We start from the raw sequence: 15,954 nt of genomic DNA, 5'->3' as shown, positions 1-15,954 counted from the left end.
GCACTGGGCGCACTCCCCGCACTCCTGTTGGGTCGCCGCCTGCGGTCAGGAGCCGGCGTCCGGCGGCAGTACGGCCCCGCCCTCGGCCTGCACAGGGCACGACATGGGGCCCGTACGCCCGCCGGCCGTCGGGCGGCGTCGATCGGGAGGGGGTTGTCAGTCGGTCAGGCCGTTCGTCGCCTCGGCGAGAGTGTCCAGGATCGGCTGGCCGTACTTCGCCAGCTTGTTCTCGCCGACCCCGTTCAACGTGCCGAGCTCCGCAAGGGTCGATGGAGAGGTGACCGCGATCTCGCGGAGCGTCGCGTCATGGAAGACGACGTACGCGGGCACGCCCTGCTCTTTCGCGGTGGCGGCCCGCCAGGCGCGGAGCGCCTCGAAGACGGGCAGGGCCTCTTCTGGCAGGTCGACGGGGGCTCGCTTCTTGGACGTCTTCTCGGTCCGCGCCGCTGCTATCTTCTCGGGCTCGCGCCGCAGCGAGACGGCGCGCTGCCCGCCCAACACCTCGCCACTCGTCTCGGTGAGCAGGAGCGTCCCGTAATCGCCCTCGACGGCGATGAGCCCCTGCGCCAGCAACTGCCGTACGACACTGCGCCATTCGGCCTCGCGCAGCTCCGTACCGATGCCGAAGACGCTCAGCGCATCGTGGTCGAACTGAATGACCTTGGCCGTTTTCCGGCCCAGCAGGATGTCCGTGACCTGGCCGGCGCCGAACTTCTGGCCGCGTTCGCGCTTGAGCCGGACGACGGTCGACAGCAGCTTCTGGGCGGCGACGGTGCCGTCCCAGGACTCCGGGGGCGTCAGGCACGTATCGCAGTTGCCGCACGGGCCGCTCTCCTCCCCGAAGTAGGCGAGGAGCTGCACGCGCCGGCATTCGACGGTCTCGCACAGCGCGAGCATGGCGTCGACGTGCGCGGAGAGCCGTCGACGATGCGCCTCGTCCCCCTCCGAGCCCTCGATCATCTTCCGCTGCTGCACAACGTCCTGCAGCCCGTACGCCAGCCAGGCCGTGGACGGCAGCCCGTCGCGCCCGGCCCGCCCGGTCTCCTGGTAGTACCCCTCCAAGGACTTGGGCAGGTCGAGATGGCAGACAAAGCGCACATCGGGCTTGTCGATCCCCATCCCGAAGGCGATCGTCGCCACCATCACCAGCCCGTCCTCGCGCAGAAAACGCGCCTGATGCTCGGCTCTCGTACGGGCATCGAGCCCGGCGTGGTAGGGCAGCGCCGCGATCCCGTTCTTCACCAGGAACTCGGCGGTCTTCTCCACGGAAGCCCGGGACAGGCAGTAGACGATCCCCGCGTCGCCGCCGTGCTCGGCACGCAGGAGCGCAAGCAGCTGCCGCTTCGGGTCGTCCTTCGACACAATCCGGTACTGGATGTTCGGCCGGTCGAAACTGGCCACGAAGTGCCGGGCGTCCTGCAGCTTCAGCCGGGACGCGATCTCGGCATGGGTGGCCTCGGTGGCGGTGGCGGTCAGCGCGATCCGCGGCACGTCGGGCCAGCGCTCGTGCAGCGCGGACAGAGCAAGGTAGTCCGGCCGGAAGTCGTGCCCCCACTGGGCCACACAGTGCGCCTCGTCGATGGCGAACAGCGAGATGGTGCCGCGCTCGAGCAACCGCACCGTCGACTCGACGCGAAGCCGCTCCGGCGCGAGGTAGAGCAGATCCAGCTCCCCGGCAAGGAACTCGGCCTCCACCAGCCGCCGCTCGTCGAAATCCTGCGTGGAGTTGAGAAACCCCGCCCGCACCCCGAGCGCCCTCAGCGCGTCGACCTGGTCCTGCATGAGCGCGATGAGCGGCGAAACGACGACACCCACGCCCTTTCGCACGAGCGCGGGGATCTGGTAGCAGAGCGACTTGCCGCCACCGGTCGGCATGAGCACGAGCCCGTCACCACCTGCGACGACATGCTCGATGATCTCCTGCTGACTCCCCCGGAAGGAGCTGTAACCGAAGACGCGGTGCAGGACCTCCAGCGCGTCACTCGCCTTGGGCGGGGTGTCGAGGTCCGGAGTGCTCATCCGGCGATTCTATGAGGATCCCGGGGCGAGGTCCGGCCGATGGGCGGACCCGCTGCGGCCCCCGGCGCGACAGAGCCCCTGCCCGGGACCGGGCAGGGGCTCTGATCAGCGACGACTGCGGTCGGCTGCCGGCTCAGGACGAGTGGCGGTCGGCCGCCGGCTCGGGACGACGGCGACCGGCCACCGGCTCGGGACGACGGCGACCGGCCACCGGCTCGGGACGACGGCGACCGGCCACCGGCTCGGGACGACGGCGACCGGCCGTCCGCTAGCTCGGGTCGAGTTCGATCGTGGCGGTGCGCTCGGCCGGCGTCTTGCCGCGCAGGGCCGTCCCCATCGCCTGGGCCACGTCGTCCGCGGAGAGCTGGTGCTTCTTGCCGTCGCCCTTGGTGATCAGCACGCCGTCGAAAACGCCGTCCAGCAGCTCGTCGATCGCCTTCTTGTTGTAGACCTCGACCAGCCTGCCGTCGATCGCCTTCATGGAAAGGATCTTCGGCAGCGACTTGGCCGGGCCGAACTGGATCTGCTTGCCGCCCGCCGTGATCGTGATCAGGCCGGACATCGCGGGCTCGGCGAACTCCTTCATCGCCCGGTCCAGCTCGGCCTGGCTGATGGTCGGCTCGCGAGTGGCGACGGGCAGTTCGACGATGTTCGGCCTGCCGGTCTCGACCTGGGCGCGGTAGGCGTCCTTGACCGAGATCATGGAGCGGCCGACGTCCAGAGACTGGCCCGCCTTGCCCGGTATGGCGACGGCCTTGCCGGGCTCGAACTTGATCGTGCCCTCGGTGGCCGAACCCGAGACGCCCGCGAGGTCGGTGAGCGCGACGCCCAGCTTCTCCTCGTCGACCAGGATCACCGGTTCGGCGACGCGCTCGGCACCGAAGAGGGAGCCGATCACAGAGACGGGGTTGTAGTCGCTGCCCGCGGCCTTGCGTACGGTCTCCTGGCTGTCGAGGGAGAGTCCCGCCTTGTCCGGGGCGAGCTGTTCCTTCTTGCCGCCGACCGTGAGCTGCAGAGGCGTGGCGGCGCGCTCGCCGAGGGCCCCGTCGAGCTTGCTGACCGCGTCTTCCTTCGTGCCGCCGCCGATGTCGACGCCGAGGACCGTGGTGCTCTTCGGTACGTCGGAGTGGTTCATCAGCAGACCCGCGCCGTACGCGACACCGAGCAGGGCGACCACTCCGACGCCGGCGAGCACCAGCTTGGAGCGGCCCTTCTTGGCGGGCGCGGAGCGGGGTGCGGGAGCGGGCCTGGCCGCGGCGGGCCGGGGGGCGGGCACCACGGGGCCGCCGGGGCCACCGCCCGGGCCGCCGGGGAACTCCGGTGCGGAGAAGTCACCCTCGTCCACCGGGGCGGGGAACTGCAGGAGGGGGTTCGGTCCGGTGCCAGGGCCCTGCTGCGGAACGCCGAGCGGCGGGAAGGGCGAGGGCGAGCGGTGCTCCGGGGGCACGACGGGGATGCCGCTGGTGAGCGTGTCGCCGGAGACATGGCCGACTGCGGGATCGGGGGCCGGGCCGGCGGGGTTCTGCGGGGTCAGCACGGCGGTGTCGTCGGACATCCGGGGCGCGCCGGAGCCAGGCCCCTGGCCAGGAACACCAGGCACACCGGGAGCACCGGGGCCCGGACCCGCGGGACCCTGTCCGGGACCGGCGGGAGAGCCCACGCCGTGCCCGGGCGCACCGGGACCACCCGGACCGCCCTGGCCACCCGGGCGCGGTTGGATCGGCATGCCGCCGGTCACCGGCCCCGCCGTAGGCCCGGCAGGCGGTCGTACACCCGGCGGAGGCGTTTCGTTCCCGGGAGCGAAACCGGTCGTGGCGGATGCCGTGCCGTCGGCGTTCGCCGCCAGGTCATTCAGCGCGCTGTAGGGGCGGGGCGCACCCGGTCCGCCCTGAGCCCGGCCGGACTGCGAACTGCCGGACTGCGAGCTGTCCGAGAGGTACGGGAGACCGGCACCGGAGCCACCGCCGTTCGCGGCCCCCGGACCCGGACCCGGCGCCGGCGTCGGCACCGGCGCGGAAGGACCGCCGGCCGCGGCAGAAGCCGACAGACCCGCCCCATTCGTGCCGGAAGACTTGCGCGGCGCGAACCAGTCGCTCGTCGCCGGCTTCTCCTCGGCCTGCGGCTTCGCCGCCGCGTCCTGTGCCACGTCCGGCCGCGGAGTGCTGCCCGTACGCTCGCTGTCCCGCCCGCCGGAAGGCCCGTCCGAAGACGTGCCAGAGGAGCCGCCCGACGAAGTCGCGGAGACGTCACTCATCGGCGTACGCATGACGACCGGCGGAATCGGCCGCGACCCCGGGATGTTGATCCGGATGCGGGTGGTCAGCGTGGTCTCGGTCCTGGGCTCGTCCGGCTGCGGCTCGGGAGCCGCACCGGCCTCGTCCGGAGCGTCCTGCGTGGGATGCAGCGACGGATACTGGCGGGATCCGTACGGCGGTGTTCCCGAGGGGTACGCGGCTCCGCCGCGCCCCTGGGGCCCGGAGGACGAACTGTCAGTTTCACGACTCAAAGCAGGTTCTCCCGGTTGGCTTCGCCGCCCGTTTCTTACTGGATAGCTACTGCTGCGGGCGGCTCGGCGGCGCGCACCACCATACTTGCCGCCGAAGACAGACGCCCCGGGACTGTGGGAAGCGACATTCCGCCGACCGTACGGGCATGGTCAGTTCAGTGGCTTCCCACCCCTAGGGGCGACCCACCATAGGGCCCGCACCACCTGCTGGGTACCTGGGGGTCCCACAGCCCCCTACTTGCCAAGTCGGCCGGGCCCGCCGCCCGGTTGCTCAGGCCGCGACATGGTGGCACACATCACAGCCACCGCCATCCCGCCGAGCATGTAGACCAGCGGTCCGATCCCGGCGGAGAACGCCCCGTCGCCCTCGGGACGTCCGATACTCAGCAGCACGATCGCCGCCAGCCAGCCCACGGCGGGCGCGACGACCCCGAGCTGCGCCCCGGTCGCCCGCAGGGAGCCGTAGAACAGCCCTGCCGCCGCGAGCAGCGCGAGCACCAACCCGCCCGGGAGCCAAGCGCCTTGGACCAGGGAGCCCGCGATGCCGACGAGTCCGCCGAGCACCGCGAGACCGAGGTAAGCGGCGATCCTGCCGGACTTCGACGACTGGGTGACCCAGGAGGAGCCGGGTACGTCGTGTCCGCTCATGCCGCGACTCCTGTCCATGCTGAAACTCCGCTCATGCCGCAACTCCCGCTCATCGTGCAAGTCCCGTGAAGAGATCGTGCTCACGCTCTCCGGGCGGCGGGCCCGGCTCGCCCCGCACCAACTGGTAGTACTCCGTCGCGAAGATCGGCTGCCCCAGATGGTTGGAGAGTGCGAAGAAGGGGCCGTCCACGGCGATTTGGGTGGCATGGGCGCGCATCGCCGCCGTCTTCCGCTCCGCGTACGCCGTGCCGTCGATCTCCGTAGTGATCTCCGAGTCGTCCATCACGCCCGGTATGTCGTCGATTTCGGCGATGCCCGGGAAGTCCGCGCCGCCCGCGGCGCGCAGCCGGGCGAAGCCCTCCTCGGCCACCGAGCGCGGCACCCGGTTCCAGTAGATCCTGGCGATGCTGTGCGGCTCGCCCAGGTCGCGCCTGAAGGCGCGCTCCGCCGCCAGCTCGGCGGCGCGCATCGCGACCCGGTGGGCCTGGATGTGGTCGGGATGTCCGTAGCCGCCGCCCGGGTCGTAGGTCACAAGCACCTGGGGACGCACGGAACGGATGATCTCGACGAGGTACGGGGCGGCGTCGTCCACGTCGGTGTTCCAGAACGCGCCCTCGCGGCGGTTCTGCGGGACGCCCATCATCCCGGAGTCCCGGAACCTGCCGGGGCCGCCGAGGAAGCGGTGATCGGTGACGCCCAGCTCCTTCATCGCGGCGGCCAGTTCGCCGGCGCGATGGGGTCCGAGACGGTCCTCCCGGTCGGGCGCGAGATGGGCGAGGTCCGGTGGAATCACCTCGCCCTCCTCCCCGAGGGTGCAGGTCACCAGCGTGACCTGGGCGCCGGCGGCCGCGTACAGGGCCATCGTCGCGCCGTTGTTGATCGACTCGTCGTCCGGGTGCGCGTGCACCAGGAGCAGACGACGGGCGGGAAGATCCTTCATGCGGACAGCCTACGAGGCCGGACCCGCCGCGCTAGAACTTGATGCCCCCGATCATCCCGGCCACATTGGTGGTCAGTTCGTTGATGGTGGGGGCGATGGACGAGCTTGCGAGATAGAACCCGAGCAAGACGCAGACCACCGCATGCCCACCTTTCAGTCCGGACTTCCGGACCAGCAGGAAGACGACGATCGCCAGCAGCACCACCGCCGAAATCGAGAGTGCCACGGCGGTTCACCTCCACAGATATTCGGTCGGGACGGGCAGGTTGCATGTGCCAGGGGGGTCATACCCACCTTGCGCTACGGATCATAACTATCCGTACGAACGCATCGATCGGTGCACGGCAGCACACGGGGGCGCACGACCGCTAGGTTCGGTCGCATGACCACGAGGCAGCAGCTCTCCTTCCCGCGTCAGTACGCCAGGACCCAGCGCTTCACGCTCGGCGCCCCGCGCGCCTTCACGGTGTCGCCGGACGGATCCCGGGTGGTGTTCCTCAGGTCGTCCTCGGGGACCGACCGGGCGGGCCGGCTCTGGGTGCTCGACCTCGACGGCGACGCACGCCGTCCGCAGGAGCGGCTGGCCGCGGATCCCGGCGCGCTGCTGGGCGGGGCGGAGGAGGAGCTGTCCGCGCAGGAGCGGGCCCGGCGGGAGCGCAGCCGTGAGGGTTCAGCGGGCATTGTCGGCTATGCGGTGGACCAGGCGGTCGAGCTGGCGGCGTTCACGCTCTCCGGGCAGCTGTACGCGGCGGAGCTGCGGGCGGGGACCGCGCGCGAACTGCCCGCGCCCGGCCCGGTGATCGACCCGCGGCCGTCCCCCGACGGCCGGCACATCGCTTATGTGGCGCAGGGCGCGCTGCGGGTGACCGGTGCGGAGGGCGCGGAGGACTGGGCGCTGGCCGAGCCGGAGGACGAGCACATCACGTACGGGCTCGCGGAGTTCATCGCGGCCGAGGAGATGGACCGCTCGCGCGGCTTCTGGTGGGCACCGGAGTCGGACCGGCTGCTGGTCGCCCGGGTCGACGAGCGGGAGGTGCGGCGCTGGTGGATCTCCGATCCCGCACATCCGGACCGGGAACCGGAGCAAGTCGCCTATCCGTCGGCCGGGACGCCCAACGCGGAGGTGCGGCTGTATCTGGTCACGCTGGACGGGGAGCGTACGGAAGTGGGCTGGGACCGGTCCCGGTATCCGTATCTGGCCCGGGTGCACTGGTCGGCGGCGGGCGCCCCGCTGCTGCTCGTACAGGCTCGTGACCAGCGCACGCAGCGCTGTCTGGCGGTTGATCCGGAGACGGGCGCGACCCGGACGGTGCATGTCGACGAGGATCCGGTGTGGCTCGATCTGTTCCCCGGGGTGCCGGCCTGGGCGCCGGACGGGCGGCTTGTGCGGATCGCGGACGAGGGCGGCGCGCGGGTGCTCGCGGTGGGCGACCGGGCGCTGACCGGGGCCCAGTTGCAGCTGCGGGCGGTGCTGGACATCGGCGAGAGCGATGTGCTGGTGTCCGCGGCGGCTGGCGAGGAGGCCTCGGATCCGGAGATCGGCGAGATCCATGTCTACCGGGTCAACGAGCTGGGGATCGAGCGCCTCTCGGAGGGCCCCGGGGTGCACTCGGCCGTGCGCTCCGGCCCGGTGACGGTGCTGGCGTCGTCGCGTACGGAGGTGAGCGGCGCGGCCGTGCAGGTACTGCGGGAAGGCAAGCAGGTCGCGACCGTCGCCTCGTACGCGGAGCAGCCGGTGCTGACTGCCCGGGTGCGGCTCTGCGAGGCCGGCAGCCTGCGGATTCCGTGCGGCGTACTGCTTCCCGAGGGCTACCGGGAGTCGGACGGTCCGCTGCCGGTGCTGATGGATCCCTATGGGGGCCCGCACGGGCAGCGGGTGTTCGCCGCGCAGAATCCATACCTCACCTCGCAGTGGTTCGCCGACCAGGGTTTCGCGGTGATCGTGGCGGACGGCCGGGGCGCGCCCGGCCGCTCCCCCGGCTGGGAGAAGGCGATCAAGGACAACTTCCCGCTCACCCTCGACGACCAGGTCGAGGCGCTGCACGCGCTGGCGGGGGCGTTCCCGCTGGACCTCGACCGGGTGGCGATTCGCGGCTGGTCGTACGGCGGTTATCTGGCGGCGATGGCGGTACTGCGCCGCCCGGACGTGTTCCATGCGGCGGTCGCGGGCGCGCCGGTGTCGGATCTCCGGCTGTACGACACGCACTACACGGAGCGGTATCTGGGCGATCCGGGTGCGCGGCCGGAGGTGTACGCGGCCAACTCGCTTGTCACGGAGGACGGGTTGACGGCGCCGGAGAATCCGGCGAGGCCGTTGATGATCATCCATGGTCTGGCGGACGACAATGTGGTGATGGCACATACGCTGCGGCTCTCGTCGGCACTGCTGGCGGCGGGGCGGGCGCATGAGGTGCTGCCGCTGAGCGGGGTGACGCATATGACGCCGCAGGAGCAGATCGCGGAGAATCTGCTGCTGCTTCAGGTGGACTTCCTGAAGCGGTCGTTGGCGGGGTGACGGGGTCCGCCAGGCAGCCGGCTCGTCCTCAATCGCCGGACGGGCTGAGCGTCGGGGCTCCGCCCCGCACCCGCGCCTCAATCGGGGAAAGCCGCCCCCCGTCACCACCCCGGCGGCGGCGACGTCGGCGGCGGCGGCCCCCCGCCGCTCTGCGGGTAGCCGTAGCCGTGACCAGGCCGCCGCGGCTGCTGCCACCCCGGCGCCCCGCCCGAAACCTCATCGCTCTCGCCCCGCCGCGCCAGCGCCATCAGCAGCACCGCCCCCGCCGCCAGCTCGAACAGCCAGGACAGGACGAGCAGTTGATCACGGGTCGGCAGATCGCCGAGCCGGGAGACGAGTTCGTTCCGGACCGCGATGTCGACGCCCCGCCCGCCCGTGCCCAGCAGGAACACTGCCACCGTCAACCCCAGCGGCCGTGAGAAGACCGCCTGGAAGAGCGCGCCGAACGCCGCCACCAGGGCGAGCACGACGATCACCGCGGTCAGCCAGCCGGGCGGGGTTCCGAGCAGCGGCAGCAGGACCGTGTCGCTGCCGGTGAACCGGTCGAGGAAGCGCGAGCCGCCGATCTCCGTCGCCGTGTAGACCTCCCAGGCCGCCAGGATCCCCGCCGAGGCGCCGAGCAGCAGAAAGGCGAGCACGGACACGCCCTGGGTGGGCCGGGTCGGCGTCAACTCATGGGCGGCGTGGGCGTCGTGGGCAGCGTACGAGACGTACGGGTCGTAGCCGCCGGGCGCACGGCGGCCCGCGGCGGCCGTGATGATCAGCCCGAGGCCCAGCCCCAGGGCCGCGAAGGCGCAGTACAGCGCGCGGGTGCGCAGTTCGTCGGTGGCCCGCAGGCCCATCCAGGAGGAGCTGAGGACACACAGGCCCGGCAGCCGCAGGGCGAGGGTGATCACGCCGACGGCCACCAGCGCGGCCGCCGCGACGGCCGAGCGCAGGGCCACGACCACCACGGTGACGTACACCGCGAAGAGGAGCAGGTCTTCCAGGGACGTCGTCAGCGGGGCCGAGGCTCCCGCGCTGCCGTTCCCCGTCCAGTACCGCCAGAGGTCCAGCGGGTCGTCCACGGTGGTGAGATCCCGGCCGATCCAGCCGCCCACGATGAGAGCAAGCGCGGCGCACAGCAGCGCTCCCGTGATCCGAGCCCCCCGGGTAAGAGTCACACGTGCGATGTTGCATCGCTGTACACCGTTGAACAAGGGCCCATGCAGCGGGTGGCGACCGGCCGGGGCCACATGGCGAGCCCCAGCCGGTCTACGGCACCCGCACGGCCGTACGCTGTTCAGCGTGGCGCGTTCGTATATCGGAGTTGCGACGGTCAAGTTGCCTGCGTGTTAACGAAATTGATGGCTATTTGTTTGGCTTTGCCCGCCGCGAACACGGCCTCCGACGAGAGTCATCACTCCGCCTCGGGGCCCGACGGGACCACGTGTTTCTCTTCCGCGAAGTGGCACGCCGACGGATGCCGCGCCGGCCCTTCCTGCTGCCGGAACTCCGCCGGCACCGCCAGCAGCGGCACCTCCAGCTCGCAGCGCTCCTGAGCCTTCCAGCAGCGCGTGCGGAACCGGCAACCCGAGGGGATGTTCGCGGGCGACGGGACATCACCGCGCAGGATGATCCGTTCGCGGCGCTCCCGGGCCTCCGGGTCCGGCACCGGGACCGCCGACAGCAGTGCCTGGGTGTAGGGATGCGTCGGGTGGTCGTAGATCTCCTCGTCCTTGCCGATCTCCACGATCCGGCCCAGGTACATCACGCCGACCCGGTCGGAGATGTGCCGCACGATCGACAGGTCGTGCGCGATGAACACATAGCTCAGGCTGAACTCGCTCTGCAGCTTGTCCAGCAGATTGATCACCTGCGCCTGGACGGAGACGTCGAGCGCCGAAACCGGCTCGTCCGCCACGATGATCTCCGGCCGGAGTGCGAGCCCGCGGGCGATGCCGATGCGCTGCCGCTGGCCTCCGCTGAACTGGTGCGGATAGCGGTTGATGTACTCCGGGTTGAGCCCGACCACGTCCAGCAGGTCCTGGACCTTCATCCGGCGCGAGCCCTTCGGGGCCACCTCCGGGTGGATCTCGTACGGCTCACCGATGATGTCTCCGACCGTCATCCGCGGGTTCAAAGACGTATACGGGTCCTGGAACACCATCTGGATGTTCCGGCGCACGGCTTTGAGCGCACGCCCCGACAGCTTGGTGATGTCGTCGCCCTTGTACCGGATCACCCCGGCCGTCGGCCGCTCCAGATGGACCAGCATCCTGGCGAGGGTGGACTTGCCGCAGCCCGACTCCCCCACGATGCCGAGCGTCTCGCCCGCCGCCAGGTCGAGGTCGACGCCGTCGACCGCCTTCACCAGCCCGACCTGCTTCTTGAAGAGGATCCCCCGGGTGAGCGGATAGTGCTTGTACAGGTCGCGCACTTCCAGAATCGAGTCAGCTTGCCCGGCCTGCCCCGTCGCGGCCTGCCAAGCCTGCTCAGCCTGTTCAGCCATTGAGTGCCTCCTGCCAGAAATGGCACGCGCTCCTGCGGTCCTGCGACACCTCGTACAGCGGCGGCACATCGGTCCGGCACACGTCCTGGGCCATCGGACAGCGCGGGTTGAAGGCGCAGCCGGGCGGGATGTTCATCAGGTTCGGCGGCAGGCCCTTGATCGCGTACAGCTCCTGGCCCTTCTGGTCCAGGCGCGGGATCGATTCGAGCAGCCCCTTGGTGTACGGATGCGCCGGAGCCTTGTAGATGTCGTGCACCGGGGCGGTCTCGACGATCCGGCCCGCGTACATCACCGCGATCCTGTCCGCGACGTCGGCGACCACGCCGAGGTCGTGGGTGATCAGGATCAGCCCCATGTTCAGCTCGCTCCGGAGCTTGGCCAGCAGATCCATCACCTGGGCCTGGACGGTGACGTCCAGCGCGGTCGTCGGCTCGTCCGCGATGATCAGCGAAGGCTCCAGGGCGAGCGCCATGGCGATCATGATGCGCTGGCGCATACCGCCGCTGAACTGGTGCGGATACTGCCCGACCCGCTCCTTCGCCGCCGGGATGCCCACCCGCTCCATCAGTTCGACGGCCTTGGCCCGCGCGTCCTTCCGCGACATCTTGCGGTGCACGACGAACATCTCGCCGAGCTGGTCGCCCACGCTCAGCACCGGGTTCAGGGAGGAGAGCGCGTCCTGGAAGATCATGGCCATCCCGTCCCCGCGGATCTTCCGCCGCTCGTCCTCCTTGAGCTTGAGCAGATCCTGTCCCCGGAAGAGGACTTCGCCGCCGGCGATCTTCCCCGGCGGCGTGTCCAGGATGCCCATGACCGCCTGCGCCGTGACGGACTTGCCGGAGCCGGACTCGCCCAGCACGGCGAGCGTCTCGCCCTCGTCGACCGTGTAGCTGACGCCGTTGACGGCCTTCGCCACCCCGTCCCTCGTCTGGAACTCCACGTGCAGATCGCGCACTTCGAGCAACATGGCGGGCTCCTCAGCGCAGCTTGGGGTCGAGGGCGTCGCGCACCGCGTCGCCGAGCATGATGAACGCGAGCACGGTGATCGCCAGCGCGCCGGCCGGCCAGAGAAGCATGTGCGGGGCGTTGCGGATGTACGGCGAGGCGGAGGAGATGTCGATGCCCCAGGACACGGTCGGTGGCTTGAGGCCGACACCGAGGAACGAGAGGGTCGCCTCCAGGGAGATATAGGTGCCGAGCGCGATGGTCGCCACGACGATCACGGGAGCGACGGCGTTGGGGGCGATGTGCCGCAGCAGTATCCGGGAGTTGGACGCGCCGAGCGCCCGCGCCGCCTGGACGTAGTCGTTCTGCTTCGCGGTGATGACGGAGCCGCGCGCGATACGGGAGAGCTGGGGCCAGCCGAGCAGCACCATGAAGCCGATGACCGGCCAGACGGTGGAGCTGGTGACGACGGACAGCAGTACCAGCCCACCGAGGACGACCGGGATGCCGAAGAAGATGTCGGTGACGCGGGACAGGATCGCGTCCGACGCGCCGCCGAAGAAGCCGGCGAGACCGCCGAAGACGGAACCGATCAGCGCGACACCGAGGGTGGCGCAGACGCCGACCGTGACCGAGGCGCGGGCGCCGTAGACCGTGCGCGTGTACACGTCGCAGCCCTGCCCGTTGAAGCCGAAGGGGTGGCCAGGCTGGGAACCCTCCTGGGCCTTGGCGAGATCGCACTGGAGCGGGTTCTGGGTGGCGATCAGCGAGGGCCAGATGGAGATGACGACGAGGAAGAGGATGACCAGCCCGGAGACGATGAAGATCGGGTTGCGCCGCAGGTCGCGCCAGGCGTCGGACCACAGACTGCGGGGCCTCTCGGCGGGCCCGGTGCCCGCCGGGCCGCCGGGGGCGGCCGATGCACCCAGCTCCAGCGTCGTTCCCTCGCTGGTCGCGAGGTCCATCGCGCCACCCGCTCCGGTCGGAGCGACGGCTTCGCCCGGATCGTATCGCTCAGGCATACCGGATCCTCGGGTCGAGAACGGCGTACAGAAGGTCGACCAGCAGATTCGCCACCAGGAAGACGATGACGAGCACCGTCACAAAGCCGACGACCGTCTGGGTGTTCTGGCGAAGAATGCCCTGGTAGAGCTGGTAGCCGACGCCGTGGATGTTGAAGATGCGCTCGGTGACGATCGCGCCGCCCATCAGGGCGCCGATGTCGGTGCCGATGAAGGTGACCACCGGGATCAGGGAATTGCGCAGCAGATGACGTCTGATCACACGCCCTCTGGGGAGCCCTTTCGCCTTCGCGGTCCGGACGTAGTCGGAGCGGGCGTTCTCTGCGATCGAGGTCCGGGTGAGCCGCGTGACGTACGCGAGAGAGACAGAGGCGAGCACGAGTCCGGGAATGAGCAGCTCGTTGACGGGCGCCTCCGGTGAGACGGCGGGCTTGATGACGCCCCACTCGACGCCCAGCAGCAGCTGGAGGATGAGACCGGTGACGAAGGTCGGGACCGAGATGACGACCAGCGTGAGCAGCAGCACGCTGGTGTCGACGGGACGGCCGCGCCGCAGGCCCGTCATCACACCGAGCGTGATGCCGATGACGATCTCGAAGACGATCGCGACCAGCGTGAGCCGGATGGTGACCGGGAAGGCTTCGCCCATCAGCTCGGTGACCTTCTGCCCGTTGAAGGCTGTGCCGAAGTCGCCGGTGAAGACATTGCCCATGTACGTCAGGTATTGCTGCCACACCGGCTTGTCGAGGCCGAACTCCCTGCGCAGCTGGGCGGCCGTCGCCGGGTCGCACTGCCGGTCGCCGCAGAGGCCCGCGATGGGGTCGCCCATCACGTTCACCATGAGGAAGATCAGCAGCGTTGCGCCGAAGAAGACGGGGATCATCTGCAGCAGACGCCGGATCACATAACGTCCCATGAGCGGCTCCGGGGGTCGTGGGAAGGGGGACGGCCCGGCGCGTGGAGGACGCCGGGCCGGATGCCTTCCGCCGTCAGTTGACCTTGATCTCTTCGTAGACCGGGACGCTGAAGGGGTTCAGCGAGACATTGGAGATCCGCTCCGAGTAGCCGGCGCTGCCGTTCTGGTACCAGAGCGGGATGGCGGCCATCTGGTCGCGTACGACCTCTTCCGCCTTCTTGAAGGTCTCGACGGCCTTCGCCGTGTCGGTCTCGGCGTTGGCCTCGTCGACGAGCTTGTCGAACTCCGCGTTGGTCCACAGGCCGTCGTTGGACGAGGCGTTGGTGTAGTAGAGCGGCTGCAGGAAGTTCTGGATGAGCGGGTAGTCCATCTGCCAGCCGGCCCGGAAGGGACCGGGCATCTTGTGCTGCCCGATCTGGTTGCGGAAGTCGGCGAAGGTGCCGACCGGGTTGCCGACGCACGCGGTGTCGTTGCCCAGCGCGTTGTTGATGCTGTTGCAGACGGCGTCGACCCACTCCTTGTGCGAGCCGCTGTCCGCGTTGTACGACAGCTGCAGCCGGCCGCCGGGGATGCCGCCGCCCTCTGTGATCAGCTTCTTCGCCTCGGCGGCGTTGTACTCGCAGGCGTCACCGCACAGGGTGTCGTCGAAGCCGCCGTCCGCGCCGAGCACGGGCGAGGTCCAGTCCTTCGCGGGCGTACGCGTCTTGTGGAAGATCGTGTCGGTGATCTGCTGCCGGTTGATCGCCATGGACAGGCCGGTGCGTACCTTCGCGGCGTCCGGGGTGTTCCATGCCTTGTCGTAGAAGGGGAAGGCGATGGTCTGGAGGATGCCGGCCGGGGTGTTGATGTACCGGTCGCCGAGGTCCGCCTGCACGTTCTTCAGCTGAGAGGCCGGCACATCGTCGACGAGGTCGAGGTTGCCCGCGGTCAGGTCGGTATAGGCGGTGTTGTTGTCCGTGTACACATTCAGGTCGACGCCGCCGTTCTGCGCCTTGTCGCTGCCCGGGTAGTCGTCCCACTTGCGCATCGAGATCTTCGAGCCCTTGGCGTACGACTCGACGGCGTACGGGCCGTTGCCGACGGGCTTGGACAGCCAGGCGGCGTGGTCGTCGAAGAACGCGCTCGGAAGGGGGGCGAAGGCGGCGTAGCCGAGGGTGTCGGGCCAGGTGGAGAACTTCTGGGAGAGCTTGACCGTGAAGGTCTTGTCGTCGACGACCTTGAGCCCGGAGAGGGTTTCTGCGGTTGGCCGGCCCTGCGCCGGGTGGACCTGCTCGTAGCCCTCGATGTAGCCGAAGAAGTACGCGTTCTTCTGGTTGTTCTTGAGGTTGGCGCCGTAGTTCCAGGCGTCCACGAAGGACTTGGCGGTGACCTTCTCGCCGTTGCTGAAAGTCCAGCCGTCCTTGACGGTGACCGTGAAGTTCGTGGAGTCCGTCGTGTCGATCTTCTCGGCGAGCATGTCCTGGGCCTCGCCGGTCTTGGGGTCGTACCGCTTGAGACCACGGAAGAGCATGTCGAGGACCTTGCCGCCCTGCACCTCGTTGGTGTTCGCCGGCTCGAGCGGATTCTGCGGGTCGCCCCACGAGGAGCTCACGATCCCGTCGGCACCACTGCCACCGCTGCCGCTGCCGCCGCCGCAGGCCGTGGCCACGAGGCCGACAGCCACGGCGCCTGCGGCCCATCTGGCGTGCGTGGCTCCACGCATGAGGTCGCCTCCAGTGTCCCGAGTCTCACTTAGGCCCAAATATCACCTCATACGTCATGGCGCGCATATTCTCATCGCCCGTCCGGACGAGCGGCCGCAGTCGCGTACGACGACGGGGGGGGGGGGGGGGGGGGGGGGGGGGGGGGGGGGGCCCGCCCCGCCCCCCCCCCCCGGGGGCCGGGGGGGGGGGCGGGGGGGGGGGCCGGGGGGGGGGGCGGGCCCCCCGCCCCCCCCCCCGCGCGGGGGGGCG

At 70.1% G+C, this 15,954-nt stretch carries 12 protein-coding genes; 1 reads left to right on the top strand and 11 read right to left on the bottom strand.

Translation table 11 applies throughout. The features are described from left to right. Positions 1 to 156: 156 nt before the first annotated feature. From recQ to ACFYWY_RS02490, 5 genes are all read right to left on the bottom strand, one after another. Positions 157 to 2,019 carry a DNA helicase RecQ gene (gene recQ / locus ACFYWY_RS02510; protein WP_389178475.1) on the bottom strand — a complete coding sequence of 621 codons (1,863 nt, stop codon included), beginning with the start codon at positions 2,017 to 2,019 and terminating at the stop codon, positions 157 to 159. A 268-nt stretch (positions 2,020 to 2,287) separates the two neighbouring features. After that, positions 2,288 to 4,525 (bottom strand): hypothetical protein, encoded by a 2,238-nt coding sequence (locus ACFYWY_RS02505; RefSeq protein WP_389178472.1) that lies wholly within the window; start codon positions 4,523 to 4,525, stop codon positions 2,288 to 2,290. A 234-nt stretch (positions 4,526 to 4,759) separates the two neighbouring features. Beyond that, the gene (locus ACFYWY_RS02500; protein WP_389178469.1) at positions 4,760 to 5,173 is read right to left on the bottom strand and encodes a DUF6113 family protein; all 414 of its coding nucleotides are present in this window, start codon (positions 5,171 to 5,173) and stop codon (positions 4,760 to 4,762) included. Positions 5,174 to 5,222: 49 nt separating this feature from the next. Continuing rightward, a complete protein-coding gene (gene mshB, locus ACFYWY_RS02495; RefSeq protein WP_389178466.1) occupies positions 5,223 to 6,113 on the bottom strand; it encodes an N-acetyl-1-D-myo-inositol-2-amino-2-deoxy-alpha-D-glucopyranoside deacetylase in 891 nt (296 codons plus the stop codon). Between the two features lie 31 nt (positions 6,114 to 6,144). Beyond that, the gene (locus ACFYWY_RS02490) at positions 6,145 to 6,339 is read right to left on the bottom strand and encodes a hypothetical protein (RefSeq protein ID WP_324986400.1); all 195 of its coding nucleotides are present in this window, start codon (positions 6,337 to 6,339) and stop codon (positions 6,145 to 6,147) included. Between the two features lie 156 nt (positions 6,340 to 6,495). On the opposite strand from ACFYWY_RS02490, the gene ACFYWY_RS02485 reads away from it, so the two are divergent. Next, positions 6,496 to 8,628 carry an alpha/beta fold hydrolase gene (locus ACFYWY_RS02485; protein ID WP_389178462.1) on the top strand — a complete coding sequence of 711 codons (2,133 nt, stop codon included), beginning with the start codon at positions 6,496 to 6,498 and terminating at the stop codon, positions 8,626 to 8,628. Between the two features lie 101 nt (positions 8,629 to 8,729). Here the strand turns inward: ACFYWY_RS02485 and ACFYWY_RS02480 are convergent, their stop codons facing one another. The 6 genes from ACFYWY_RS02480 to ACFYWY_RS02455 form a co-directional block, all read right to left on the bottom strand. Beyond that, the gene (locus ACFYWY_RS02480; protein ID WP_389178459.1) at positions 8,730 to 9,791 is read right to left on the bottom strand and encodes a hypothetical protein; all 1,062 of its coding nucleotides are present in this window, start codon (positions 9,789 to 9,791) and stop codon (positions 8,730 to 8,732) included. Between the two features lie 236 nt (positions 9,792 to 10,027). Further along, a complete protein-coding gene (locus tag ACFYWY_RS02475; RefSeq protein ID WP_389178456.1) occupies positions 10,028 to 11,119 on the bottom strand; it encodes an ABC transporter ATP-binding protein in 1,092 nt (363 codons plus the stop codon). Further along, a complete protein-coding gene (locus ACFYWY_RS02470; RefSeq protein WP_389178453.1) occupies positions 11,112 to 12,086 on the bottom strand; it encodes an ABC transporter ATP-binding protein in 975 nt (324 codons plus the stop codon). The genes ACFYWY_RS02475 and ACFYWY_RS02470 overlap by 8 nt, the downstream gene beginning before the upstream one ends. Before the next feature lie 10 nt (positions 12,087 to 12,096). After that, positions 12,097 to 13,086, bottom strand: a complete 990-nt coding sequence (locus ACFYWY_RS02465; RefSeq protein WP_389178450.1) for an ABC transporter permease — start codon at positions 13,084 to 13,086, stop codon at positions 12,097 to 12,099. Further along, positions 13,079 to 14,002 carry an ABC transporter permease gene (locus ACFYWY_RS02460; RefSeq protein WP_389178447.1) on the bottom strand — a complete coding sequence of 308 codons (924 nt, stop codon included), beginning with the start codon at positions 14,000 to 14,002 and terminating at the stop codon, positions 13,079 to 13,081. The genes ACFYWY_RS02465 and ACFYWY_RS02460 overlap by 8 nt, the downstream gene beginning before the upstream one ends. 73 nt (positions 14,003 to 14,075) lie before the next feature. Further along, entirely contained in the window at positions 14,076 to 15,704 is a 1,629-nt protein-coding gene (locus ACFYWY_RS02455; RefSeq protein WP_389178444.1) for an ABC transporter substrate-binding protein, read from the bottom strand. Between the last annotated feature and the right edge of the window lie 250 nt (positions 15,705 to 15,954).

The organism is Streptomyces sp. NPDC002870 (assembly GCF_042888505.1).
Classification (GTDB): domain Bacteria; phylum Actinomycetota; class Actinomycetes; order Streptomycetales; family Streptomycetaceae; genus Streptomyces.
This window is presented reverse-complemented; position numbering and strand designations above follow the sequence as displayed.